We start from the raw sequence: 22826 nt of genomic DNA on the forward strand, positions 1-22826 counted from the left end.
TTTATGCGCCGCCTCGCCCTCGCCGCCGCCATCTCTTTGACCTTATCGCCGCTGACGGCGGGAGGAGCGTTCGCCCAGACGGCGCCGGCTGCGGCCAGTCGCGGTCTGACGCCGGGCGAGGTCGGGACCTGGATTACCGGGCTGGGCGGGCGGGTCGGGCCGGTGCAGACCGAGAACGGCCTGACCTTCTTCACCGTGACCAATGCGGGCCTGACCTGGGCGGTCTTCTTCTACGGCTGCGAGGCGTCTGGCTGCGGCGAGGTCCAGTTCAGCGCCGTTGTGCCCGGCGCCGGGGCGACGCTGGACAAGGTCAACGCCTGGAACCGCGACAACCGCTATCTGAAAGCCTTCCACACCGCTGCCGACACGCCGACCGCGACGGTGCAGTACGATGTCGTCGTGCTGTCGGGCGAAGGCGTGACGCAACTGGCGGACCCGCTGACGGTTTGGCTGCAACTGCTGCCCAAGTTTGCGGCAGGCATGGGCTACGTCCCGCCGCAATGATGTCCCTGTCCCAACGAGAGAAGGGAAAAGAAAAAGGGCCTGCGGATCGCTCCGCAGGCCCTTCCTCATTCGATGGTCGCGCGGCTTAAGCCAGCGAGGAATCGATGTCCTTGCAGGCTTGCAGCAGGCCTTGGACCGAGGCGACGGACTTTTCGAACATCGCTTTTTCTTCGTCGTTGGTGGTGAACTCGACGATCTTCTCGACGCCGCCGGCGCCGATCAGGGCGGGGACGCCGACGTAGAGGTCCGACAAACCGTATTCGCCCGACAGCCAGACGGCGCAGGGCAGGACGCGCTTCTGGTCCAGCAGGTAGGACTTGGCCATGGCGATGGCGGATTCAGCCGGGGCGTAGAAGGCCGAGCCGGTCTTCAGCAGGGCCACGATCTCGCCGCCGCCCTTGCGGGTGCGCTCGACGATGGCGTCCAGTTCGTCCTGCGACAGGAAGCCGGCGGCGACGGCGTCCGGCAGCGGCAGGCCGCCGACGGTCGAGTGGCGCACCATCGGCACCATGTCGTCGCCGTGACCGCCCAGGGTCCAGGCGTGGATGTCCTGCACCGACACGCCGGTCTTTTCAGCCAGGAAATAGGCGAAGCGGGCCGAGTCCAGCACGCCGGCCATGCCGACCACCTTCTCCTTGGGCAGGCCTGAGAACTTCTGCAGGGCCCAGACCATGGCGTCGAGCGGGTTGGTGATGCAGATGACGAAGGCGTTGGGGGCGTGGGCCTTGATGCCTTCGCCGACGGCCTTCATGACCTTCAGGTTGATGCCGATCAGGTCGTCGCGGCTCATGCCCGGCTTGCGCGGCACGCCGGCGGTGACGATGCAGACGTCGGCGCCCGCGATGTCGGCGTAGTCGTTGGCGCCCTTCAGGGCGACGTCCTGGCCGAAGACGGCCGAGGCCTCAGCGATGTCCAGCGCCTTGCCCTGCGGGGTGCCTTCGGCGATGTCGAACAGGATCACGTCGCCCAGGGCTTCGCGCGCGGCCACGTGGGCCAGGGTTCCGCCGATCATGCCGGCGCCGATAAGGGCGATCTTCGCGCGAGCCATGGATGTCTCCGTTTATTGCGTGTGCGAAAGGGGATTAATCGTGCGGGCGGTCTAGACCCCTCGCGCGGCTGTCGCAAGAACCTCGCTTTACGGCCTTGGTCAGGCTTGCGAAGGTCCGGCGACAACCGGAGGATTTCGATGCGCCGTTCATTCGCTTTCGCCTTGCTGCTGGCGTCGGTCGCCACGCCTGTGCTGGCCCAGACGCCGCCCGCGACGATCGGCGACCGCTATATCCCCGCGCCCTGGTGGATGCGCGATCCGGTCATCGCCTCCGTCGGCCAGGTGCGGGTGGAGATCCAGGCCAACCGCGCCTTCGTTTCGGCCAGCTTCCAGTCGGTGGACCGCAGCGTCGCCGAGGCCTCGCGCGCCGCCGCCGATCAGGTGCGGGCGCTGAGCCAGGCCCTGTCGGCCTATGGCGCGGACAAGGTGCGGGTCGAGACCAGCGTCACCACGCGTCCGCTCTATGACCAGTATCGCGACGAAAACGGGGTGATGCGCGACAACACCCGCGCCGACCGCGTGGCCCGCTATCAGGCCGACGCGTCGGTCAATGTGACGGTGCGCGATGTGCGCCTGATCGAGCGGGTCTATGCGACCATCGTGGCTTCGCGTCCGACCTCGATCGGACAGGTCAATTTCAACCTGGACCCCGACAACAGCTGGAAGGCCAATCTGCAGGCCGAGGCGATGAAGGATGCGCGACGTCGGGCCGAGGCGGCGGCGACCAACGCCGGCGCGACCCTGGGCCGGGTCAAGATCATCGATCCGTCGGGGCGGGTTTGCCAGACGGACGTGCTGGCGGGCTGGCCTTCATACGCCGCAGGGGGCGGGCAGGAGACGACGGTGGACGACATCGTGGTGACGGGCTCGCGCTCGCAAGCGCGCATGGAATATGCCGCGCCGCCAGCTCCGCCCCCTCCGCCCGGAGGCGGGGCGCCCAGCGAGGCCCAGATCGAGGCGGCTCGGCTGGCGCTGCAACCGCCGTTGCAGGTGATGACCGACAGCGCCTGCGTCATCTACGGACTGAATTGATGGGGTTTTCCGTTGCGCCCGCCTTCGAGGCGGGATCGATCGCCGCCGCCGAATGGCCGCTGTGCCATGTGCGGCTGCAGGACGACGCTCGCTTTCCCTGGCTGATCCTGATCCCCCGCGTCGAGGGGGCGGTGGAGCTGGAAGACCTCAGTGTCGAACAGCGGACAATGTTGATGGAGGAGACGGTGCGCGCCGGGGCGTTGGTTCGTCGGCTGGGTGCGGTTGAAAAACTGAACGTCGGCGCCATCGGCAATGTGACGGCGCAGTTGCATGTCCATGTGGTTGGCCGCCGCCGCGACGACGGTCTCTGGCCCGATCCGGTCTGGGGCCGCGGACCGGTTATTCCGTATGCGGACGGTGAGCGGGCGCGGCGGCTGACGATCGTCTCCGGCGGCTAGATGATATCCAGCGGCACGGCGTGTTTCGGGGGCGGGAAGGCCGCATCCAGCCGTTCCAGGTCTTCCAGGTCGAACTGGATGTCCAGGGCGTCGGCGTTGGCCTCGACGTGTTCGACCGAACTGGCCTTCGGGATGGCGATGACGCCGTCCTGGCGCAGGACGGCGGCCAGCGCCACCTGGGCCGGGCTGGCGGAATGGCGATTGGCGATGTCGCGGATCAGGGGCTGCTCCAGCAGTTCGCCGCGCCCAAGCGGCGAATAGGCCATCATCGGCATGTCGCGCGCCTGCATCCACGGGAAGAGGTCGAACTCCACCCCGCGCGAGGCGAGATTATAGAGCAGCTGGTTGGCGGCGCAGTCCTCGCCCCCCTCGATATCCATCAACTGCTCCATGGCGCGCAGGTCCAGGTTCGACACGCCCCAGCGGGCGATCATCCCTTCATCGACCAGATCGCGGAAGGCCTCGACGGTCTCTTCCAAGGGCACATGGCCTTCCCAGTGCAGCAGGTAGAGGTCGAGCCGCTCGACGCCGAGCCGTTCCAGCGACTTCTCGCAGGCCAGCATCATCTTCATTTCGGACGCATTCTCGGGCCGGACCTTGGAGACCAAAAAGACCTCATCGCGCCGCCCGGCGATGACTTCGCCCACCAGCCGCTCCGACCGGCCGTCGCCATACAGTTCAGCCGTGTCGATCAGGGTCATGCCCAGGTCGATGCCGCGCGCCAGGGCCTGCTGCTCTTCATCGCGCCAGGCCGGGTCGTCGCCCAGCTCCCAGGTGCCTTGGCCGAGGGCGGGAACGGTCGTACCGTCCGCAAAAGTGACGAGGCGGGTCATGTCCGTCCTGAAGATAATGAGCGGCGAAGACGCCGTCGGAGGAAGCGATGCGAACCCGGCATATCAAGACCGACGGTCTGGTCCAACAGGTTCTGGAGGCCGGGTTCGAGGATGACTACGCGCCGCTGGTCCTGCTGATCCACGGCTTCCCAGAACTGGGGATCAGCTGGCGCGCCCAGGTCGAGGCGATCTCGCAGGCGGGCTATCATGTCGTCGCCCCGGACATGCGGGGCTATGGCGGAACAGAGAAGCCGGAGGGAGTGGAGGCCTACTCGATCCTGCATCTGGTCGGTGACATGGTTGATCTGGTCCGCGCGCTGGGCAAGGCGTCCTGCATCGTCGTCGGGCATGACTGGGGCGCGCCGGTGGCCTGGCATTGCGCCCTGTTGCGGCCGGATCTCTTCACGGCCGTTGCGGGCCTGTCGGTGCCGTTCCAGCCGCGCCGGCCCAAGGGACCGCCCACGGCCGCCATGGCCGCCATCTCGAAACGGGCCGGGCTGGGCGACCTCTATATCAGTCGGTTCCAGGCGCCGGATGCGCAGCGCGCGCTGGACGCCGATCCGGCGATGGCGCTGAGGAAACTGTTCTACGCCTACGACGGCGCGACCCCCGCCGATCGCAGATCGACCGGCTTCATGCCCGAAGGCGTGGCCCTGCTCGATACCATCGCCGGCGACGCGACCCTGCCGCCATGGATGAGCGAGGCGCATTTCGACGAATATGTGCACGGCTTTTCGGCGGGCGGGTTCGAAGGACCCCTGAACTGGTATCGGGCGATGGACCTGAACTGGTCGCTGACGGCCTTCGTGCAGGATCAAACGATCACTCCGCCTGCCCTGTTCATCGTCGGCGAGGACGATCCGGTGCGTCACTACGCCGGCGGGCACGAGGCGGGCCTGAAGGACTGGGCGCCGAACCTGATCCGCTCGGTCGTCGTGCCGGGCGCGGGTCACTGGATCCAGCAGGAACGGGCGGATGAGATCAACCGCCTGCTGCTGGCTTTCCTGAAGGGCCTTTAGGCGGCCTGCTTCGTCGCCATCTGATCACGCACCTCGGCCACGATCTCCAGGCTGCGGATGCGGGCGGTATTGTCGAACATCATGCCGGTGACCATCAGCTCGTCCACGCCGGTCAAGGCGATGAAGTCGGTCAGTTGGCGCTTGATGGTCTCCGGGCCGCCGATGGCGGAATAGAGCAGCCGGCCCTTGGCGCCGGCGATCTGCTGCGGCGTCAGGATCGCGGCGATGTCGTCGACGGGCGGCGGCAGCTTACCCGGCTTGCCGGTCGAGAGGCGGGCGAAGCTCTGCTGCATCGAGGTGGACAGGCGCACGCCCTCAGCGTCGGTATCGGCGGCGAAGACATTGATCGCGGCCATGGCGTGGGGCTTGTCCAGGCGGTCCGAGGGGACGAACTCGCGGCGATACAGGGCCAGGGCCTCCAGCAGCAGTTCGGGTGCGAAATGGCTGGCGAAGGCGTAGGGCAGGCCGAGCTGGCCGGCGAGCTGGGCGCTAAATAGGCTGGAGCCCAGAAGCCAGATCGGTACGCGCAGGCCGGCGCCCGGGACGGCGCGGACGGGCTGGTTCTCCGACGCCGGTTCGAACCATTGAATCAGTTCGACGACGTCGCGCGGGAACTGGTCTGCGCCTTCGAAATAGCGCCGCAGCGCACGGGCGGTGGCGCCGTCCGTGCCGGGCGCGCGGCCCAGGCCGAGGTCGATGCGGCCAAGGAACAGGGTCTCCAGCGTGCCGAACTGTTCGGCGACCACCAAGGGCGCATGGTTGGGCAGCATGACGCCGCCGGAGCCGACGCGAATGCGCTCGGTCCCCGCCGCGACATGACCGATGACAATGGCGGTCGCGGCGCTGGCGATGCCGGGCATATTGTGGTGTTCAGCCAGCCAAAACCGCTCATAGCCGAGCCGGTCGGCGGCCTGGGCCAGGGCCAGGGTTTCGTCCAGGCCGCGTCGGGCGTCGCCGCCTTCGACGATGGGGGAAAGGTCGAGAACTGAAAACGGGATCATGACGCCTAGATCGGGTCTGTCCCTCGGGGTTCAAGGGCGAGGGTCTGGAACCGCAACCGGATCAGGCGCTTTAACCTCATCTCGACGAACGGAGACTGCGTCATGACCGACACCGATCCCACCAAGCCCGAAGCGGATTGCGACGACGCCCGCGAAGCCGCCGACATGGGCGAAAAGCCGGATCTGGGTCACAAGGCGGATACGCTGATCGACGCGCTGGACGGCAGCGATTCGGGATCGGACACGCGGGCAGGCTCGCTGCGCGGCGGGTCGGCAGCAGGCACGGATGACGACCCGGATTCGGCCAAGATCAATGCACGTTTGGCCGAAGAAGGCTCGGCCGATAAAAGCGCGGCTGACTAGGACGACGACGCAGACTGAGCGGGCGCCTTGTCGCCGCCGCAACCATGCGCCACGGTGGCGCTCTGACCCTCTCGGTCCAAGGACGATCTCTCGATGACGCTTCGCTTGGCGGTCTCCGCCGTCGTGGTTCTGTTTTGCCTCGCAGGATGTGATCGCTCGGCCCAACCGGTCGAGGCCAAGGCTGCGCCTGAAGCGTCGGCGCCGGCCGTCGCTGATGCGACGCCTCCAGCAGCCGAAGCGCCCGCCGTCGTAGGAGGGGCTGCGCCCGCCGCCGCCGACGGCGCGCCGTCCTTTGCGGTCCTTTATCCCGGCGCACAGGTGGACGGACAGCCGCTGGCCGCTGGCGGCGAGGCTGGGCCGGGCGGCCTTGTCACCTTTACCACCAGCGCCTCGCCGGACGATGTCGTCGCCTTCTATCGCGAGCGCGCCGAGAAGGCGGGCCTGCGGTCCGTCGCCGGAATGAACCAGGGTGACACACGCGCCTATGGCGCGGCGGCGGACGCCACAAACGGCGCCTCGTTGCAGGTCGTCGCCACGCCGACCGAGACCGGCCAAACCTCGGTCCAGCTGGGCTGGAGCGCTGGTCAGTGAAACGGGTCGCCGCCCTGAGTGCGGCGACGGCGATCCTGCTGGCCGCGGGGTGCGCCCGCGCACCCAAGCCAGGCGGCACGATACCGACAACGGGCTTCCTGGGCGATGAAGCGATCGCCCAACTGACGGATGCGGTCTCGCCAGCCCCGGCTCCGGGGTCCGTCGCGGACCTGGCGGACAAGGCGGCCTCGGCGCGGCTTGCAGCGCTGGAGGACGGCGATCGTTGGCTGCTGGCGACCGCCCATGCCGAGCTGCGCCCGCCCCTGGCCCTGCAACATTTTGACTGCGCCTTGGGCGTGCGGATGGGGTCAGCCGAGACGCCAGCGCTGGACCGGGTGATGGCGCGGATCTTCCATGACGCGAACAGTGCGGCCGAACGCGTCAAGGCGCGCCAGGCGCGGCTGCGGCCGGTCGGCGACGACCCCAGTCGCCGCGCCTGCCAGACCCTGACGCCGGCGGGGAGACGCAGCGCCTCATATCCGTCCGGCAGCGCGGCGGTCGCGACGGCCTATGGCGAGGCCTTTGCGGCTCTGGAGCCGGACCGCGCGGAGGCCGTGCGCCGGATTGGCCATGAGATCGGGGTCAGCCGCCTGATTTGCGCCATGCACTATCCGACCGATGTCGCGGTCGGCGAACAGATCGGGCAGGCTGTTGCGGCCAAGGCCGTCGCCACCCCGGCCTTCGAGGCGGACATGGCGGCGGCGCGGGCCGAGTTGGCGGCCGCGCGCCGCAGCGGCCTGACCAACCCGGGCTGCGCGGCCGAGCGCGCGGCCTTGGCGATCCCTCTGCCCTGATATGACGGCGGCGCTGGCTCTCGCCCTCCTGACCTTCCAGACCCCGGCCGACCGGCCGTGCACGCCGCAAGAGGTGGCGGCGCTGACGGCGCCGTCGACCCAGCCCTATCGCCTGACGTGCCAGGCCGACCTGTCGGGCGTCGATATTCGCCGCCGCGTGCTGATCGAGGGCGCGGAAGGCTCAGGGGCCTCACTGGATTGCGGCGGCGGGACCATCCGCGCGCCGGGCCCGGCGACGACCGCCGCCCCGACCCTCGCCGTCTGGTCCCGCCGCGAGGGCGATCGGTGGTCGCGGCCGGTCGATGTGACGATCCGAAACTGCACCGTCGTCGGCAATGTGCGGGTCTGGGGCATGGGAGCGGGCGGGTCGATGCGCGACCTGCTGGCCTCGTCACGCACCGCCGGACACACGCAAGCGGCCCAGTCCGCCGCGCCGATCCGCGTCACCCTGGACCGGGTCCGGTTCGAGGGCGTGGGGACCATTCCCCTCTATGTTGGGCCCGGGGTCACGCGCACCACGGTGACGCGGTCCCGCTTTGTGGGCCGTTCGACCTCCACCGCCGTCTATCTGGACGCCGAAAGCGCAGGCGCGTTGATCCAGGACAACGATTTCGATATCCGCACCGGGCGCGAGCAGATCGCGGTGGACGGGTCGGGCGCCAACCGCATCGTCGGAAACCGGTTAGCGTTGCACGGCAAGGGCGGGGTGTTTCTGTACCGCAATTGCGGCGAGGACGGCGTGATCCGCCACCAGACGCCGTCGTATAATCAGATTACGGACAATATGTTCACCGGCGCGGGCTGGCTGAGGCCACGCGCGGTTGTGATCGGGTCGCGCGAGGGCGGACGACGCTACTGCGGCGACGACCGCGGCTGGCCGTTCGGGTCCAGCGCGGACGACGGCGACGGGGCCACGGGCAATCTGACGGCGCGGAACATCGTGCGGCGCTGATCGGACGCCTTGCGCAGAGCGGTGGTTCGGGGCTGATTGCGGGACAGAGCGATCGGGGGATTGGATATGCGGTGGGTGTTGTTTCTGGCGTCCCTTGTGGCGGCCCTCGGCTTGGCGGTGCTGACCGCGCAGACGCCCAAACCCCTGCCCGCTTCGACGCCTGCGGTTCAGTTCTCGGCCGCGCGCGCCATGATGGACGTGAACCGGATCGCACGAGCGCCGCATCCCGTCGGCTCTGCTGAACATCGGCAGGTTCAGACCTATCTCGTCCAAAGGCTGACGGCGCTGGGGCTTCAGCCCAGCCTGCAGACCGGTGCCCTGTCGCCCGCCGCCGTCTCGCGAATAGAGCGGGAGGGCGGAAAAGCGGGCGGCGTTCAGGCGGTCAATATTGTCGGGGTCCTGCCGGGGCGTGACCCCGGCCTGCCCGCGGTCGCCCTGATGGCCCACTACGACAGCGTGCCGAACTCACCCGGCGCCGCCGACGATGCGACCGGCGTGGCCGCCATTCTGGAAGCCGTGCGCGCGATCAAGGCGCGGGGCGGGGCCGAGCGGACGATGGTGGTCCTGTTTACCGACGCCGAGGAGCTGAATCTGGACGGGGCGCGGGCCTTTTTCAGCGAGCATCCGCTGCGCGACGACATCGGCGCGGTGATCAATCTGGAGGCGAGAGGCGGCGGCGGGCGCGCCATGATGTTCGAGACCGGACCCGGCAACGCCCAGACCATCGCCCGCTATGCCCAGGCGACCCAAAGGGCGACGGGCGGGCCGTCCAGCAACGCCCTGGCCATCTTCGTCTATCGGCTGATGCCCAATGGCACGGACTTCACTGTGGCGGCGGATCGCAAGCTGACGGGGATCAATCTGGCCTTCATCGGTCGTCCGGCGCAGTACCATTCTCCGTCCTCGACACCACAGGCGCTGGATCAGGGCAGCGTGCAGCATATCGGCTCCCAGGTGTTGGAAATGGCCGATGATCTTTTGCGCGCGCCGACCCTGCCGCAGGCGACGCAGAACGCCGTCTATGCCGACGTCTTCGGCCTGTTCGTCGTGCAGCATTCGCCGGCGATCGGCTGGCTGCTGCTGATCGTGGGGGGCCTTGCGACGGCCTTCGCCGCCTGGGGCGCGCGCCATGCGACGGGTTTGAGAGCCATGTCGGTCGTGCGGGGCGCGGCGGATGGTCTGTGGCTGTTGGCCAGCGCGGTGGTGGTGGGACAGGCGGTGCGCGTCCTGGCCGGGCCGATCGGCCGTCGCGTGGATTCGGCCGACCTCTATTACACCTTGCTGCGCCGCCTGCCGGTTCTGGAAATCGCCGTGGCCCTGGCCATGCTGGCCCTGGTTTTGATGCTGACCGCAGGGCGGCGCCTGATGGGCCGGTGGGGCGCAGCTGGAGTTATACTGGCCGCATTCGCGATTGCAGCGGCGCTGGGCGGTTTCAGCCTGCCGGTCGTGGGGGCGACGGTGATCGCCCTGGCGGTCAGCCTGGCGCGGCCGAGGCCGCAGGACGCAGACGCCGTCTGGGGCGGCTGGCTGGGGCTGATCATCTTGGTTCTGATCCTGGGCGGCGGGGTGCAGGCGGTGGCGCCGGAAGCCGCCTTCCTGCTGCTGTGGCCTGGTCTGATCGCCGCCCTGGCCGCCGCATCGACGGCGGTGATCGGCGCCCGCTTGGGCTCGTGGGCATCCTTCGCACCCGCCGTCGTGACCACGGCGCTGGTCGGCGGGTGGTTGCTGGTTCAGGGGCACGGCGTCTTCCTGGGTGTCGGCATGGACATGCCTGGCGCAGTGGGGCCGATCGCCCTGATGATCGCGATGCTGGTCCGCCCGCCGGCGCCGCGATCGGGTCAGGCCTTGCCGATCTTCGCCGCCGCCAGCCTGGCGCTGGCTGTCGCGGTTGCCGTGGGGGCCAGGTTGGTCGCTTGACCCGGATGCGTTTGGCAGTCGTCCGCGCGATCAAAGCGGGCTAAGCATACCGCTGCTGTTTTTCGGGGCCTCGGCGCGTTTGCACCATCTTCACGTCAATCCGTTCACCGTCCTGTCGCTGGCGATAGCGATCCTGGGCGCGTGGACGGCTCTGGATCTGTTCAACCGCACCCGCGACCAGATCGGCGCGACGCGGTTGCGTTGGCTGGGCGTCGCGGCCCTGGCGCTGGGCGTCAGCATCTGGTCGATGCATTTCATCGCCATGCTGGGGTTCGAGGCCGAAGGCCCCGTCTTCTATGATCCCGGCCTGACGCTGGTCTCCTTCCTGCTGGCGACGACCGGCACATCCGCGGCCTTCTTGACGGCGGGCACGGCGCAGGCCAGCCCCCTGCGACTGGCGCCGGCGGCCCTGCTGATGGGCGGGTCCATCGTCGCCATGCACTATGTCGGGATGGCGGCGATGCGGATGAACGCCGTCCTGAGCTATCAGCCCGTGCTGGTCGCCCTATCGGTGCTGGTTGCGGTCGCCGCCGCCTACGCCGCCCTGATCGCGGCCCGTCAGGAGCGGGGTCTGGCCTGGCGCGCGGTCGCCGCCGTGATCCTGGGTCTGGCCATCGTCTCTATGCACCATATCGGCATGGCGGCCCTGATCCTGACCCCGATCGCCGACGCGGGGCCGTTGCAGGGCGGGGCGTCGCCGGTCGTCTTGGCGGTCGCGGTGACGACCGGCGCGGTCACGCTGCTGTTTCTCGCGCTGGGCGCCTCGATCGTCGATCAGCGGGCCAATGTTCTGGCGGCCGTGGACGCCGGCGGCGTCGGCTTCTGGGAAGCGACCCTGCCGATGAAGACGACGATGATGTCGCACCGCGCGCGCGAAATTCTGTCCATCGATCCGTCCTGCCGCCTTGGCCCGAGCGAAGTCGGCGACCGTCTGTCGCCGGAGGATCTGCCTTTGCATCGTCAGGCGCTGGAGCGCGCCCTGGCGGGGGAGGGCGAATACGATCAGGAATGGCGTCTGCCGGCCTCTGGCCGGTGGATCCATCTGCGAGGACGCCTGATCCGCAGTCGTTCGGGCCGGCCGATCAAGATGTCGGGCGTCATCACAGACATCACGGATCGCCGCGAGGCCTTCGCCGCCTTGGCCGACAGCGAACGCTTGCAGCGATTGCTGATCAACGAACTGAATCACCGGGTGAAAAACACGCTGGCCACGGTGCAGTCCATCGCCCACCAGACGGCGCGGCGCACGCCCGATGTCGCCACCTTCACCGCCCTTTTCGAAGCGCGGCTCGTGGCCCTGTCCAACACTCAGAATCTGCTGACGGCCGCGAACTGGGAGCATGTCGATCTGCGCGCCATGCTGGCTCAGGAACTGGCCCCCTATGCCGAGGAACAGGTCCGCCTGACCGGTCCGGCCGTCGATCTGAACGCGCAACAGACGTTGGGGATGGGGATGGTCTTTCACGAGCTGGCGGTGAACGCCGCCAAATACGGCGCCCTGTCGAACGCCTCAGGCTGCGTGCGGATTGACTGGTCGGTTGCTGACGGCCATCTGCTGCTGGATTGGGTCGAAAGCGGTGGCCCAGCCGTATCGCCGCCTCAGCGCAAGGGCTTCGGTTCGGTGCTGATCGACTCGACGATCAACCGCTCGCTGCACGGCTCGGCGGTCATGACTTACGACCCCGAGGGCGCCAGCTTCAGCCTGCGCCTTCCGCTTTAGCCGGCGTCAAAAACGGTCGTAGGTTTTGGGTGTTCTCGTTTTGATCAATGAGAACATCTTGTGAACCAGAACAAACCATGCACATAGTCCACCTCACGAAACGGGGGCGGGTCCAGGCGGGTCTCTCCCAAGCTGAATGACGGGAATCATGGCAAGGGAGACGAAGGCAATGGCTTCACAGGCGGCACTCAAATTGGTGGGCAAGGACGACGGCGACAAGCAACGCGCCCTGGAGGCGGCGATCGCGCAGATTGATCGCGCTTTCGGCAAGGGCTCGGTGATGAAACTGGGCAAGGCGGGCGTGGTCGCCGAGATCGACAGCGTCTCGACCGGCTCGCTGGGCCTGGACATGGCGCTGGGTATCGGCGGTCTGCCGGTCGGGCGGGTGATCGAGGTGTTTGGCCCGGAATCCTCGGGCAAGACGACCCTGGCTCTGCACACCGTCGCGGAAGTGCAGAAGAAGGGCGGGGTGGCCGCCTTCGTCGACGCCGAACATGCGCTGGACCCGGTCTATGCCCAGAAGCTGGGCGTCAATCTGGATGATCTCCTGGTGTCGCAGCCGGACACTGGCGAGCAGGCGCTGGAGATCGTGGATACGCTGGTCCGGTCGGGCGCCGTCGATATTGTGGTCGTCGACTCCGTCGCAGCCTTGACGCCGCGCGCCGAGATCGAGGGCGAGATGGGCGACAGCCTGCCGGGCCTTCAGGCGCGCTTGATGAGCCAGGCGCTGCGCAAGCTGACGGCCTCCATTTCCAAGTCGAAATGCATCGTGCTGTTCATCAACCAGATCCGCCACAAGATCGGCGTCATGTACGGCTCGCCCGAGACGACGACGGGCGGCAATGCGCTCAAGTTCTACGCCTCGGTGCGTCTGGATATCCGCCGCACCGGCGCGATCAAGAACCGTGACGAGGTGGTCGGCAACACCACCCGGGTCAAGGTGGTCAAGAACAAGGTCGCCCCGCCATTCCGCGAGGTCATCTTCGACATCATGTACGGCGAAGGCATCTCCAAGCTGGGCGAAGTCATCGACCTGGGCGTCAAGGCCGGCATCATCGAGAAGTCGGGCAGCTGGTTCAGCTATGACTCCACCCGGATCGGTCAGGGCCGCGAGAATGTGCGCGAGTTCTTGAAGCAGAATCCCGACATCGCCGCCTCGATCGAAAAGGCCGTGCGCGCCTCGACCAACAAGATCGCCGACGAACTGCTGGGCACGCCCGAGCCGGACGAAGGCCAGGACCTGGAAGGCTGACGCCGGCCTCCGAGGCTGGGCGGACTGTCAGAGTCTGTCCCGGTCTCGGTCCGGTCTTTCACCGCTACTCCGTCGCCCCTAGCGACCCGCCACCGACCCCGCGAAGGGCGGCGGAGCGACCCGCTCGACCTCGTGTCGGGCGGGTCTTTTCTTTTGTGAGCGGTGCTGAGCTTTCTTTCGTCATTCCGGGCGAAGCGTAGCGGAGACCCGGAACCCAGCGGCGCGCGTGAGCGCGAAGCTGTCGCGGACTCGATGCCCCGAGATCTTGCGATGGAAAGATCGCCTCCGGCGCCGCTGGGTCCCCCGGTCGCTCTTGGCGCGCCGGAGGATGACGAAAGTCAAACGCCAAACGAAAACGGGCGACCCGAAGGCCGCCCGTTCGTCGTTTTACCGATGTCGCCTGCTGATCAGGCGGCCACCTTCTCCGGGGCGAACTTGCCGTAGAAGGTTTCGTTCTTGGCGGCCATGTCGCGCAGCAACTGCGGGACCTTGAAGCGGTCGCCGTACGTCGCGGCCAGACGGTCTGCGGTTTCGACGAACTTGGCCAGGCCGATGCCGTCGATCATGCTGATCGGGCCGCCGGTCCAGGGCGCGAAGCCCCAGCCCAGGATGGCGCCCAGGTCTGCTTCGCGCGGATCGTCGATGACGCCTTCTTCCCAGCAACGGGCCACTTCGACGGCCTGGCGATACAGCAGGCGCGTCTTCAGCTCGTCGATCTGGGCGAAGGCGGTCGGCTCTTCCGGCTGGTCGATGCCTTTGGTGGTCGGGGCCAGTTCGCCCAGACCCTTCCAGATCGTCTTGGGCTTTTGATCGTAGTCGTAGAAGCCCTTGCCGTTCTTGCGCCCGAAGCGACCGCCCTCGACCATCTTGGCGACGATGTCGGCGCCTTCCGACGGGACGTATTTGTCGCCCAGATCCAGCGCCGTCTGTTTGGCGATCTTGTAGGACAGATCCAGGGCGACGTCGTCGTGCATCTCCAGCGGGCCGCGCGGCATGCCGGTCATGCGACCGACATTGTCGATCAGGGCCGGGCCGTAGCCCTCTTCGAGCATCGCTATGCCCTCCATCAGGAAGGTGGAGAAGCAGCGCGAGGTGTAGAAGCCGCGGCTGTCGTTCACGACGATCGGCGTCTTCTTGATCTTCAGCACATAGTCCAGCGCCCTGGCGATGGCGGCCTGACCCGTCTTTTCGCCCAGGATGATCTCGACCAGCATCATCTTGTCGACGGGCGAGAAGAAGTGGATGCCGATGAAGTCCTCGGGCCGCACCGAGGCCTCGGCCAGGCCGGTGATCGGCAGGGTCGAGGTGTTGGAGCCGAAGGCGGCGCCCTCGGCCAGTTGCGCCTCGGCGCGCTTGGTCACGTCGGCCTTGATCTCGCGGTTTTCGAACACGGCCTCGACGACCAGATCGGAACCCTTGATCAGCTCATAGTCCGTCGTCGCCGTGACCGAACCCAGCAGGGCGTCATACTTCTCCTGCGTCAGCTGACCGCGCGACAGGCGCTTCTTCAGCAGCTCCTCGACATGGGCCTTGCCCTTGTCGGCGGCTTCCTGCGTCTGGTCGATCAGGATGGTTTCTATTCCGGCCAGCGCCTGCACATAGGCGATGCCCGCGCCCATCATGCCGGCGCCGATGACGGTGACCTTCTTCGGATCGGACTTGGGTACGCCGGCCGGACGAACGGCACCCTTGTCCAGTTCCTGCTTGGACAGGAACAGCGAACGGATCATGGCCTGGGCCTGCGGCGTCATCAGGGTCTTGATGAAGTAGCGGGTCTCGATACGCAGCGCCGCATCCATCGGCACCTGGGCGCCTTCGTAAACGGCCTTCATCAGGTTCACCACGGCCGGATAGTTGCCGTAGGACTGCTTGCGCAGCATGGCGTTGCCGACCATAAAGTTCTGAATGCCGGCCGGGTGATAGGGGCCTCCGCCGGGCAGTTTGAACGACTTCTCGTCCCAAGGCTGGACGGCCTTGCCCCCCGACTCGACCTTGCTCTTGATCCAGGCCTTGGCGGCCTCGACCGACTGGCCTTTCTCGACCACCTCATGGACGATGCCGGCGCCCTTGGCGTCGTTGGGACGGAAGGACTTGCCCTCGCTCATGGCCATCATGGCGTTCTGGACGCCGACCAGGCGCGTCAGGCGCTGGGTGCCGCCGCCGCCGGGGAAGAGGCCGACCTTGATCTCGGGCAGGCCCAGCTGGATCTTGTTGTCGTTCTCGACCACGCGGTAGTGGGCCGCCAGGGTGAACTCCAGTCCGCCGCCCAAAGCGAGGCCGTTGATCGCGGCCGCGATCGGCTTGCCCGAGGTTTCCAGCGCACGGAAGGCGCCGTTCAGCTTCCAGCCGGCGTCGAACGCCTTTTGCAGGTCGCCGCCGCCCGACAGCACGCCGCCGGCCATGTCGCCCAGGTCCGCGCCGGCGCAGAAGCCCGAGGCCTTGCCCGAGGTGATGACGGCGCCCTTGATGGCGTCGTCGGTCTTGATGCGTTCGACCAGCTCGGGGATTTCCTTCATCACCGAAGACGTCAGGGTGTTCATCGAACGGCCCGGAACGTCGAAGGTGACCAGGGCGATACCGTCGGCGTCGACGTCGATCTTGAAGTTTTCCATATCCATTTGCTCCTGGATCAGACGCGTTCGATGACGGTGGCGGTGCCCATGCCGCCGCCGATGCAAAGGGTGACCAGGGCGGTCGACTTGTTCGAGCGCTCCAGCTCGTCAAGCGCGATGCCGGTGATCATGGCGCCGGTGGCGCCGAGCGGGTGGCCCATCGAGATACCGCCGCCGTTCACATTCATCTTGGCGTGGTCGATGTCGAGCGCCTGCATATAGCGCAGGACGACCGCCGCGAAGGCCTCGTTCAGCTCCCACAGGTCGATGTCGTCGGGCGTCATACCTAGCTTGCCCAGCAGTTTGCGCGTCACATACTCCGGGCCGGTCAACATGATCGACGGCTCGGAGCCGATCGAGGCGCCGCCCAGGATCTTGGCGCGCGGCTTCAGGCCCAGGGCCTGCCCGGCTTCCAGCGAACCGATCAGCACGCCGGCCGAACCATCCACGATGCCGGACGAGTTGCCGGGCGTGTGGACGTGATTGACGCGCTCGACCTCGGGATAGCGCTGGTTGATCACGCCGTCGAAGGCCATTTCGCCCATCATCGCGAAGGAGGGGTTCAGGCCGCCGAGCGCCTGCATGTCCGTGTTCGGACGGATCGTCTCGTCATGATCCAGGATGGTCAGGCCCAGCTGGTCCTTGACGCCGATCACCGAGTTCTTGAACCGGCCCTCGGCCCAGGCCTTGGCGGCGCGCTTGTGGCTTTCGACCGAATAGGCGTCCACGTCGTCGCGGCTGAAGCCGTACTTGGTGGCGATCATGTCCGCCGACACGCCTTGCGGCACGAAATAGGTCGGGAAGGCCGAAGAAGGGTCGGTCGGCCAGGCGCCCATATCCGAACCCATCGGCACGCGGCTCATGACCTCGACGCCGCCGCCGACGGCGAAGTCGGCCTCGCCGGACTTCACCTTGGCCGTCGCCATGTTCACGGCTTCCAGGCCCGAGGCGCAGAAGCGGTTGATCTGGACGCCCGCCGTGTATTGCGACCAGCCGGCAGAGAGCACGGCCGTGCGCGCGATGTCGGCGCCGAGTTCGCCCACGGGCGTGACGCAGCCCAGGATGACGTCGTCGACCTTGGAGGTGTCCAGGTCGTTGCGGTCGCGCAGCGCTTCCAGCACCTGGGTCGCCAGGCTGAGGCCGGTGATCTCGTGCAGCGAGCCATCCTTCTTGCCCTTGCCGCGCGGCGTGCGGACGGCGTCGTAGATATAGGCGTCAGCCATGGAAGTGCGTCTCCATCTTTGGGCCCATCCTCAACGTGCGGCAGGTCGCGGCACGACGGACAAGGCGGTTCCAAGCGTGGACGCCAAGAACCCTACGTTTACGTCAACGTCAAGTAATAAGCCGCGTGATCGCGGCCGCTTGAGGCGGATGCTTCGACCGACTGACGGTATCAGAACGTGGGAATGCCGGCCGAGCGCCCGCTGTCAGCGAGGCGGAATACGGGTGGCGCCGCCGGTGATCTTGCAGGCGTATTCGGTCTGCGGACGGCCGGTCTGAACGCCAGTCGGCGTCAGAATGCCTTGGTCACGCGTGCAGGCGGCTTCCAAGGCGTTCAGTTCCTGCTGATAGCTATTGGTCGCGCCCATCGTGCCGCAGCCCGAAAGCAGCGGCAGGACAATGGCGGCGGAAAGGATGAGGATACGCATGGTTCGGTGCTCCCTTTGGAGCGTCAACCGCTCCACATAGCCCCCCGGCCCTCGAAGACTACTGCGTCGCCGACAGCCTGACCAGCTTGCCGTTCTGCTCGTCGGTAATGGCCCAGACCGACCCGTCGGCGCCGACCGCCACGTCGCGGATGCGTTCGCCTAAGTCTGTCAGCAGGCGCTCTTCGCCCACCACCCGATCATTCTGGATCACCAGACGCGCAATATGTTTTTCTTTGAGGCCCGCGACCAGCAGGTTGCCGTCCCAGCCGGTGAACATGGCGCCCTGATAGAAGGTTGCGCCGCCGGGTGCGATCACCGGATCCCAGTAATAGACGGGCTGTTCGGTGCCATCCTTTTGCGTCGCGCCGCTGTTGATCTGACCGCCCGCATATTCGACGCCGTAGGCCGCATCCGGCCAGCCGTAGTTGGCGCCGGCCTTGTCCAGATTGACCTCGTCGCCGCCGCGCGTGCCGTGTTCAATGGTCCAGATCGCGCCCGTTCCCGGCTGAACGGCGACGCCCTGAACATTGCGGTGTCCTCGGCTCCAGATTTCCGGCAGGGCGCCGGCGCGGCCGACGAAGGGGTTGTCCTGCGGGACCGTGCCGTCGGCGTTGATGCGGATGGTCTTGCCCATGTGCGAGCCCAGGTCCTGCGCCTGGGGCCGCATCGGCTTGTCCGAGCGTTCGCCCAGGGTGATGAACAGCTTGCCGTCCAGCGCGAAGGCCAGGGATGACCCGAAATGTTTGTCGCCGTCATAGACGGGCAGGGCGCGGAAGATGACCTGTACATTTTCGACACGCGAACCGTCGTCCGACAGACGCCCGCGCGCGACCGAGGTGGCGTTGCCGCCCTCGCGGGGTTCGGCATAGCTCCAATAGATCATGCGATCCTGCGCAAAGCTCGGTCCGACGACGACGTCCAGCAGGCCGCCCTGACCGCGCGCATCGACGGCGGGCAGGCCCGCGACCGGTTCGCTGATCTGGCCCTGGGCGCTGATGATGCGCAGACGGCCCGGCTTTTCAGTCACCAGCCAGCGGCCGTCGGGCAGGGCCGCCAGACCCCAGGGGTGGACAAGCCCAGAGGCGACCACCGTGTGGGTCATGGCCTGTTCGGTCTTGACGCCCGGCGCGCGGGTCTGGCCGGCGAAGGCTGGTTGTTGATCGGGATTGTTCGCCGGACGCGTTTCCAGCGGGGCCCCGGCCTGAGGCGTAGCAACGGCGCTCTCGCTATTTGCGCCACAGGCGGCGGCGAGAACGAGCAGGGATGTCGAGGCGGCGGCGACGATCAGGCGCATGAAGGGAGAGCTCCGGCTGGGCTTTGGGCAGTCGTTACGAAACGGCGAGGCCAGCGTTACCGTTCCTGCCGCAAGCCGTCTTGCGCTCTATCGCCGCAGGTTCTGGTCCGAGACGACTTGAACCGCGCGCCCGACGGCGATATAGGCACGCCTCTTTCGCGCTGGCCCCGGCCGCGCGCAGGGCCCGGGACTGGGTAGCTCAGATGGTTAGAGCGGTGGATTCATAACCCACAGGTCGGCGGTTCGATCCCGCCTCCAGTCACCATTTCTCCCCTGATAATTAATGACTTATTACCTCGACGTTTTGGGGTGTCGCATACATAGACCCAACGGCTCGGGCGAGATCGAAATCTCGCCTTGCGTCGGCTCGCGCCATTGCCAGGATGATGCGTAGGAGGCGAGGTTCAAGCGCGCTGAGCGCCGCAGCATCTTCTGTCGTCGGGTTCATGCCCGATCGTCCAACAATGTCCTGAATCTATGGTCGTCAGGGCTTTCGCATAACGTCCGTTATCCGCTCGCAGGCTGCTCATTGAGCGTGCTTTGGGATCTAGGACGCTCGGTGCCAATTCCGCACCATGGTCAAGCGAATTCACGCGACCGGTCACTTTTCAATTGAAACGCGAGTCTACTGTATGCATTCTCTTCCTCGGCGACCCTCAGCCGATGATAAGGGCCCCTGGGCACTTCTTTCGAGATAGTCGGACTACTGAGGGTCGTCCTAGCTTTCCATCAGTAGTGAAGCTTGGTCCCTCTCCCGAAGAGGTCGTATTCGTGCGTGATGCAGTCGCGGATTAGGTTGTAAGACCGCTCGCAGCCGCGCTCCCACTTTCGCTGAATTGCCCATGTGCAATAGTCCGCCACTTGCAGGCAGGGGTCTGTCGCTGACGGACAAAAGAACGCCGCCCAGCGATCTCTTGGAAGATGCTCCTGAACGACGTCGTGAACCGCGCTCGTGAATGCACCCTGCTTTTTCTTGGTGCTGATCGTAGCCGAAGTGATCTGGAGCTGATCTACGGGCTCAACGAAGCGCGCGAGTGCGTGTCTGAAATGAAAAAACCAGCCGTATTGGTAAAATCTCGCCTCAGTTTCGTAAAGGTGCGGATAGGCTTTAGCCTTTTCCATTACCGTAGCCTGAATCCGGAAGTCGTGCTTTCCCAACACGTCAAAAACTCTGTCGCGGATAGCTTGCTTGTCCTCCGTCGCGTGAAACTGATCGCGGACGGGCGCATCTTCCCAGACTAGTTCTCGGCGGAGGGCCAGCAGGTCGTGGGCGATGGCGCAGTTATCCATCGTGACCGTGCACACGATAAAGTGCCGGCTGACGTTAGGGTTTCGATTAAATGTGAAGCAGCCCGCCTCATCAGCAAATATGAAGCGTCTGGAAGGGGGTTGGCTTGCTTGTACGACGGCGAGATTTTGATTCATTGCCGTAAATACAATCACAGATTCTGTGATTCACACAGCAACATACGAGCCCAAAGCGGTCTTGCTGCGCAGGCGAATGCCACCTCTAACAAGCTATCTCCATTGTCGGAGAGTTCGTGGGTCCAAGAACGATCCCGCCTCCAGTCACCATTTTGTTGTTAGTCAACAGTAACTTAAGTCGTCCTTGGTTTGAGTCGTTTCACGCGTAGACCCATCAGCTTCGCGATATTCATCCAAACGTCCATTTTTCGGCCGCAAGTTTAAGGCTGAACTCGACCCGTAGCGGACGTTAGTTTCTCTTTGCCTAGGATCTAATTGACATCGCGAAGGCCTCGCTGTTCCCAATGACCTTCCTGCCTCCTTCAGTGGAGACAGTTCAGCATTAGACGGACAGGACCAAGCTTAAGGCGCCGAATGCACTCTCCGCCGCATGTTGTTCACAATCAGTCCAGCTTGCGCATACGCTGAGCGAGGAAATGCGTATTGCGAATAGAGGCTGTGAAGATACGCTCTATCCCAGTCCGTCATCCCGGGGCCGGCGTCGTCAAACAGATTAAGCACGGTTTCGTAAGAACTGGTTTCGGCCGCCATGTCGATCTGGGCCAAGGAGATCATGGCAATATAATCACCGAGTTGCCCAGCGCTGACCGACCCGGTTTTCGAGAGATCGACGATGACGATGACTTTATACAGCGCGTCGACCGTCTGATTGGTCAGGCGAGAACCCGTGGTGGCCTCGACTATGGGCGCGAAGGCAATCGGGCAATCGTATCCGCCACAACCCGCCGCCTCTGCGATGTCTGGAGAGATGAACCGGGGTTGGTCGCCTGGCACGCGCACTGCCCTTGAGCCGAACTTATCGACCGGCATACTCAGTGACCACCAGCGCACTGGCTTTTCTGAGATCTGGAATGCCTGCAGTGGTGCCGGCCCTCGATCAAGGCCGCCTACACCAACGCGAAACAGTCTGGCGTCGTTTTCGACCATTTTCTGCGCCAGGGCAGACCCGTCGTTGGTGAAGATGATCACAAGGTTCGGGTCGCAACCGGGCTGTCCCGGACGGAGATGCAACTCGGCCGAAATGTCGCTGACCCGGTCGAGAATCGGCTGTGCCGCCTCCGGACGCAGGTTGACCGTCGCCGGACATATGGGCCCTCGCCAACGCGCTAGACCGCGACCAGTCGCCGGAGCCGCCACACGTCCGACGAAACCATGCACCGCATCCCGCTCGGGCACGCCGGTGACTTCAACCTCCGGCAATGTGGCCAATTGCGGCTCTGTTGCCGGAGCCGGCTGGAGCGGCGTGGCCAACAGTAGGGCAGACAAGATTGAGACTGAAAGCATCAAACGGCTCGCTTCGATGTTGGAGGTGGATGCTAGCGCCTTAAGCCTGAGGGTGACGCCCGAACGTAATCGCTAAGTTCAGCCCAAAGTAGTGTCCGCTAGCCACCCTCAGCGGAACTTCGAAGTGTCCGCTGCTAGGCCGCGCATTCTCGACGACGGAAACGCATCAGGTCATTGCCCTGTAATTGAGCCTGGTTCAGCACGCAATGCGCGTTGCTGGAGATGTGGGTCTGTGCATGATCCCGCCTCCAGTCACCATTTCCACTATGCTGGACTGAACTTAGATCAAAGCGGTCCTGGCGGAATGCCGACGATGGAGCGGTCGTATTGCACGGCATCGCGGCTTTGAATTTCCCGAAGTTCCTTACGCTTGGCCTCGACAAGAGCAGCATATTGCTCGGGCGTGTAGCAGATGGTCTGTTCAAGCCTACGGCCCGTCAGGGCTCGCCGTTCACAGACGCGGCGCGCGCGCGGAGCCGCCGCTGCTTGGTCCGCAGCAGCAACCTGAGGTGACGGCGCTGTCGTGGCGGGAGGGGTTTGGGCTGATGCTTGCAGTGCTAGCGCGGATACAAAAGCCAATGATGTTGCGAACATGCGTCTCTCCTTGATAATGCCAAGGTCTCACGTCTCGCCACAACTAGCAAATATAGCGCGCGAAGTGCTCGATCTTGGGTTGCGTCACACTGTCGTTGATTTGCTGGTCTGCAACCTGCGCCGTTGTGCTGCGTTTTTCGGTCGAGCTTTCAACCTTGACCGGAGTTTCGTCGTGACGATCCGAACCAAAGCCCTGATGGCGGCCGTCGCCGCAATGACGCTGGGCGCGGCCGCCTGCACCCAGGCCGAGCAGGAAAAGACCGAGGCGCATGCCGAGGCTGCGGCCGACAAGACGGCCGATGTCGCGTCTCAGGCCGGAGAAGTGATCGAAGGCGGCGCGATGAAGGCGGCACAGGCGGTCGAGAGCGGCGCCGGCAAGGTCGCCGACAAGCTGGAAACCGAACAGGCCGAGGCTGCGGCCGAGGGCAAGCCTGGCGCGATCAATCCCGCGACCGACCAGCGCGTGCCGGCCAATAACAACTAA

General features: G+C 65.8%; 22 protein-coding genes and 1 tRNA gene. 13 read left to right on the forward strand and 10 right to left on the reverse strand.

Annotated features, from left to right (window positions below; genetic code table 11):
• The first annotated feature begins 3 nt into the window (after positions 1-3).
• Positions 4-504, forward strand: a complete 501-nt coding sequence (locus tag ASF81_RS07910; RefSeq protein WP_055807335.1) for a YbjN domain-containing protein — start codon at positions 4-6, stop codon at positions 502-504.
• An 85-nt stretch (positions 505-589) separates the two neighbouring features.
• Here the strand turns inward: ASF81_RS07910 and mdh are convergent, their stop codons facing one another.
• A complete protein-coding gene (mdh, locus tag ASF81_RS07915) occupies positions 590-1552 on the reverse strand; it encodes a malate dehydrogenase (protein WP_045809972.1) in 963 nt (320 codons plus the stop codon).
• Positions 1553-1690: 138 nt separating this feature from the next.
• Here mdh and ASF81_RS07920 point away from each other — a divergent pair, with 138 nt between their 5' ends.
• Positions 1691-2584, forward strand: coding sequence for an SIMPL domain-containing protein (locus ASF81_RS07920; RefSeq protein ID WP_055807339.1), 894 nt, complete (start codon positions 1691-1693; stop codon positions 2582-2584).
• Positions 2581-2982, forward strand: coding sequence for an HIT domain-containing protein (locus tag ASF81_RS07925; RefSeq protein ID WP_369814906.1), 402 nt, complete (start codon positions 2581-2583; stop codon positions 2980-2982). The genes ASF81_RS07920 and ASF81_RS07925 overlap by 4 nt, the downstream gene beginning before the upstream one ends.
• Here the strand turns inward: ASF81_RS07925 and ASF81_RS07930 are convergent.
• Positions 2979-3815 carry an aldo/keto reductase gene (locus tag ASF81_RS07930; RefSeq protein WP_055807345.1) on the reverse strand — a complete coding sequence of 279 codons (837 nt, stop codon included), beginning with the start codon at positions 3813-3815 and terminating at the stop codon, positions 2979-2981. The genes ASF81_RS07925 and ASF81_RS07930 overlap by 4 nt on opposite strands.
• A gap of 47 nt (positions 3816-3862) precedes the next feature.
• Between ASF81_RS07930 and ASF81_RS07935 the strand changes: the two genes are divergently transcribed.
• Positions 3863-4834, forward strand: coding sequence for an alpha/beta fold hydrolase (locus tag ASF81_RS07935; RefSeq protein WP_055807348.1), 972 nt, complete (start codon positions 3863-3865; stop codon positions 4832-4834).
• Here the strand turns inward: ASF81_RS07935 and ASF81_RS07940 are convergent.
• A complete protein-coding gene (locus ASF81_RS07940) occupies positions 4831-5835 on the reverse strand; it encodes an LLM class flavin-dependent oxidoreductase (protein ID WP_055807353.1) in 1005 nt (334 codons plus the stop codon). The two genes, ASF81_RS07935 and ASF81_RS07940, sit on opposite strands and share 4 nt — an antisense overlap.
• A gap of 102 nt (positions 5836-5937) precedes the next feature.
• Between ASF81_RS07940 and ASF81_RS07945 the strand changes: the two genes are divergently transcribed.
• The 7 genes from ASF81_RS07945 (at position 5938) to recA (ending at position 13424) form a co-directional block, all read left to right on the forward strand.
• A complete protein-coding gene (locus ASF81_RS07945) occupies positions 5938-6198 on the forward strand; it encodes a hypothetical protein (protein WP_055807356.1) in 261 nt (86 codons plus the stop codon).
• Between the two features lie 93 nt (positions 6199-6291).
• Positions 6292-6789: a hypothetical protein gene (locus ASF81_RS07950; RefSeq protein WP_055807359.1), complete on the forward strand. Its 498-nt coding sequence runs from the start codon at positions 6292-6294 to the stop codon at positions 6787-6789.
• On the forward strand, positions 6786-7583 hold the full coding sequence (locus ASF81_RS07955; RefSeq protein ID WP_055807363.1) for a phosphatase PAP2 family protein: 798 nt from the start codon (positions 6786-6788) through the stop codon (positions 7581-7583). The genes ASF81_RS07950 and ASF81_RS07955 overlap by 4 nt, the downstream gene beginning before the upstream one ends.
• Before the next feature lies 1 nt (position 7584).
• Entirely contained in the window at positions 7585-8535 is a 951-nt protein-coding gene (locus tag ASF81_RS07960) for a right-handed parallel beta-helix repeat-containing protein (RefSeq protein WP_055807367.1), read from the forward strand.
• 66 nt (positions 8536-8601) lie between these two features.
• Positions 8602-10452 (forward strand): M20/M25/M40 family metallo-hydrolase, encoded by a 1851-nt coding sequence (locus ASF81_RS07965; RefSeq protein WP_055807370.1) that lies wholly within the window; start codon positions 8602-8604, stop codon positions 10450-10452.
• Between the two features lie 79 nt (positions 10453-10531).
• Entirely contained in the window at positions 10532-12172 is a 1641-nt protein-coding gene (locus ASF81_RS07970) for an MHYT domain-containing protein (protein WP_055807374.1), read from the forward strand.
• Positions 12173-12341: 169 nt separating this feature from the next.
• On the forward strand, positions 12342-13424 hold the full coding sequence (gene recA, locus ASF81_RS07975) for a recombinase RecA (RefSeq protein ID WP_055807377.1): 1083 nt from the start codon (positions 12342-12344) through the stop codon (positions 13422-13424).
• 407 nt (positions 13425-13831) lie between these two features.
• On the opposite strand, the gene ASF81_RS07980 is transcribed toward recA, so the two are convergent.
• From ASF81_RS07980 to ASF81_RS07995, 4 genes are all read right to left on the reverse strand, one after another.
• On the reverse strand, positions 13832-16036 hold the full coding sequence (locus ASF81_RS07980; RefSeq protein WP_055807856.1) for a 3-hydroxyacyl-CoA dehydrogenase NAD-binding domain-containing protein: 2205 nt from the start codon (positions 16034-16036) through the stop codon (positions 13832-13834).
• A 17-nt stretch (positions 16037-16053) separates the two neighbouring features.
• Positions 16054-17259 carry an acetyl-CoA C-acetyltransferase gene (locus tag ASF81_RS07985; RefSeq protein ID WP_055807379.1) on the reverse strand — a complete coding sequence of 402 codons (1206 nt, stop codon included), beginning with the start codon at positions 17257-17259 and terminating at the stop codon, positions 16054-16056.
• A gap of 204 nt (positions 17260-17463) precedes the next feature.
• The gene (locus ASF81_RS07990) at positions 17464-17685 is read right to left on the reverse strand and encodes a hypothetical protein (protein ID WP_055807382.1); all 222 of its coding nucleotides are present in this window, start codon (positions 17683-17685) and stop codon (positions 17464-17466) included.
• A gap of 58 nt (positions 17686-17743) precedes the next feature.
• The gene (locus ASF81_RS07995; RefSeq protein ID WP_055807385.1) at positions 17744-18979 is read right to left on the reverse strand and encodes a PQQ-dependent sugar dehydrogenase; all 1236 of its coding nucleotides are present in this window, start codon (positions 18977-18979) and stop codon (positions 17744-17746) included.
• 188 nt (positions 18980-19167) lie between these two features.
• Here ASF81_RS07995 and ASF81_RS08000 point away from each other — a divergent pair.
• Positions 19168-19244 (forward strand) — tRNA-Met (locus ASF81_RS08000).
• Between the two features lie 464 nt (positions 19245-19708).
• Here ASF81_RS08000 and ASF81_RS08005 read toward each other — a convergent pair.
• The 3 genes from ASF81_RS08005 to ASF81_RS15040 form a co-directional block, all read right to left on the reverse strand.
• Entirely contained in the window at positions 19709-20404 is a 696-nt protein-coding gene (locus tag ASF81_RS08005) for a DUF3800 domain-containing protein (protein WP_156363193.1), read from the reverse strand.
• Between the two features lie 402 nt (positions 20405-20806).
• Positions 20807-21673: a hypothetical protein gene (locus tag ASF81_RS08010; protein WP_235559276.1), complete on the reverse strand. Its 867-nt coding sequence runs from the start codon at positions 21671-21673 to the stop codon at positions 20807-20809.
• Positions 21674-22033: 360 nt separating this feature from the next.
• The gene (locus ASF81_RS15040) at positions 22034-22342 is read right to left on the reverse strand and encodes a hypothetical protein (protein ID WP_156363194.1); all 309 of its coding nucleotides are present in this window, start codon (positions 22340-22342) and stop codon (positions 22034-22036) included.
• A 172-nt stretch (positions 22343-22514) separates the two neighbouring features.
• Here ASF81_RS15040 and ASF81_RS08015 point away from each other — a divergent pair, with 172 nt between their 5' ends.
• Entirely contained in the window at positions 22515-22826 is a 312-nt protein-coding gene (locus ASF81_RS08015; RefSeq protein WP_055754317.1) for a hypothetical protein, read from the forward strand.

Source organism: Brevundimonas sp. Leaf168 (assembly GCF_001423685.1).
Taxonomy (GTDB): domain Bacteria; phylum Pseudomonadota; class Alphaproteobacteria; order Caulobacterales; family Caulobacteraceae; genus Brevundimonas; species Brevundimonas vesicularis_C.

What these genes read in the sequence shown, in the direction of transcription:
- mdh (WP_045809972.1), bottom strand. Translation starts at nt 1,552, where the DNA reads ATGGCTCGCGCGAAGATCGCCCTTATCGGCGCCGGCATGATCGGCGGA.
- ASF81_RS07940 (WP_055807353.1), bottom strand. Translation starts at nt 5,835, where the DNA reads ATGATCCCGTTTTCAGTTCTCGACCTTTCCCCCATCGTCGAAGGCGGC.
- ASF81_RS07950 (WP_055807359.1), top strand. Translation starts at nt 6,292, where the DNA reads ATGACGCTTCGCTTGGCGGTCTCCGCCGTCGTGGTTCTGTTTTGCCTC.
- ASF81_RS07965 (WP_055807370.1), top strand. Translation starts at nt 8,602, where the DNA reads ATGCGGTGGGTGTTGTTTCTGGCGTCCCTTGTGGCGGCCCTCGGCTTG.
- ASF81_RS07930 (WP_055807345.1), bottom strand. Translation starts at nt 3,815, where the DNA reads ATGACCCGCCTCGTCACTTTTGCGGACGGTACGACCGTTCCCGCCCTC.
- ASF81_RS07910 (WP_055807335.1), top strand. Translation starts at nt 4, where the DNA reads ATGCGCCGCCTCGCCCTCGCCGCCGCCATCTCTTTGACCTTATCGCCG.
- recA (WP_055807377.1), top strand. Translation starts at nt 12,342, where the DNA reads ATGGCTTCACAGGCGGCACTCAAATTGGTGGGCAAGGACGACGGCGAC.
- ASF81_RS08005 (WP_156363193.1), bottom strand. Translation starts at nt 20,404, where the DNA reads ATGAATCAAAATCTCGCCGTCGTACAAGCAAGCCAACCCCCTTCCAGA.
- ASF81_RS07945 (WP_055807356.1), top strand. Translation starts at nt 5,938, where the DNA reads ATGACCGACACCGATCCCACCAAGCCCGAAGCGGATTGCGACGACGCC.
- ASF81_RS07995 (WP_055807385.1), bottom strand. Translation starts at nt 18,979, where the DNA reads ATGCGCCTGATCGTCGCCGCCGCCTCGACATCCCTGCTCGTTCTCGCC.
- ASF81_RS07920 (WP_055807339.1), top strand. Translation starts at nt 1,691, where the DNA reads ATGCGCCGTTCATTCGCTTTCGCCTTGCTGCTGGCGTCGGTCGCCACG.
- ASF81_RS07935 (WP_055807348.1), top strand. Translation starts at nt 3,863, where the DNA reads ATGCGAACCCGGCATATCAAGACCGACGGTCTGGTCCAACAGGTTCTG.
- ASF81_RS07990 (WP_055807382.1), bottom strand. Translation starts at nt 17,685, where the DNA reads ATGCGTATCCTCATCCTTTCCGCCGCCATTGTCCTGCCGCTGCTTTCG.
- ASF81_RS07985 (WP_055807379.1), bottom strand. Translation starts at nt 17,259, where the DNA reads ATGGCTGACGCCTATATCTACGACGCCGTCCGCACGCCGCGCGGCAAG.
- ASF81_RS07960 (WP_055807367.1), top strand. Translation starts at nt 7,585, where the DNA reads ATGACGGCGGCGCTGGCTCTCGCCCTCCTGACCTTCCAGACCCCGGCC.
- ASF81_RS15040 (WP_156363194.1), bottom strand. Translation starts at nt 22,342, where the DNA reads ATGTTCGCAACATCATTGGCTTTTGTATCCGCGCTAGCACTGCAAGCA.
- ASF81_RS07980 (WP_055807856.1), bottom strand. Translation starts at nt 16,036, where the DNA reads ATGGAAAACTTCAAGATCGACGTCGACGCCGACGGTATCGCCCTGGTC.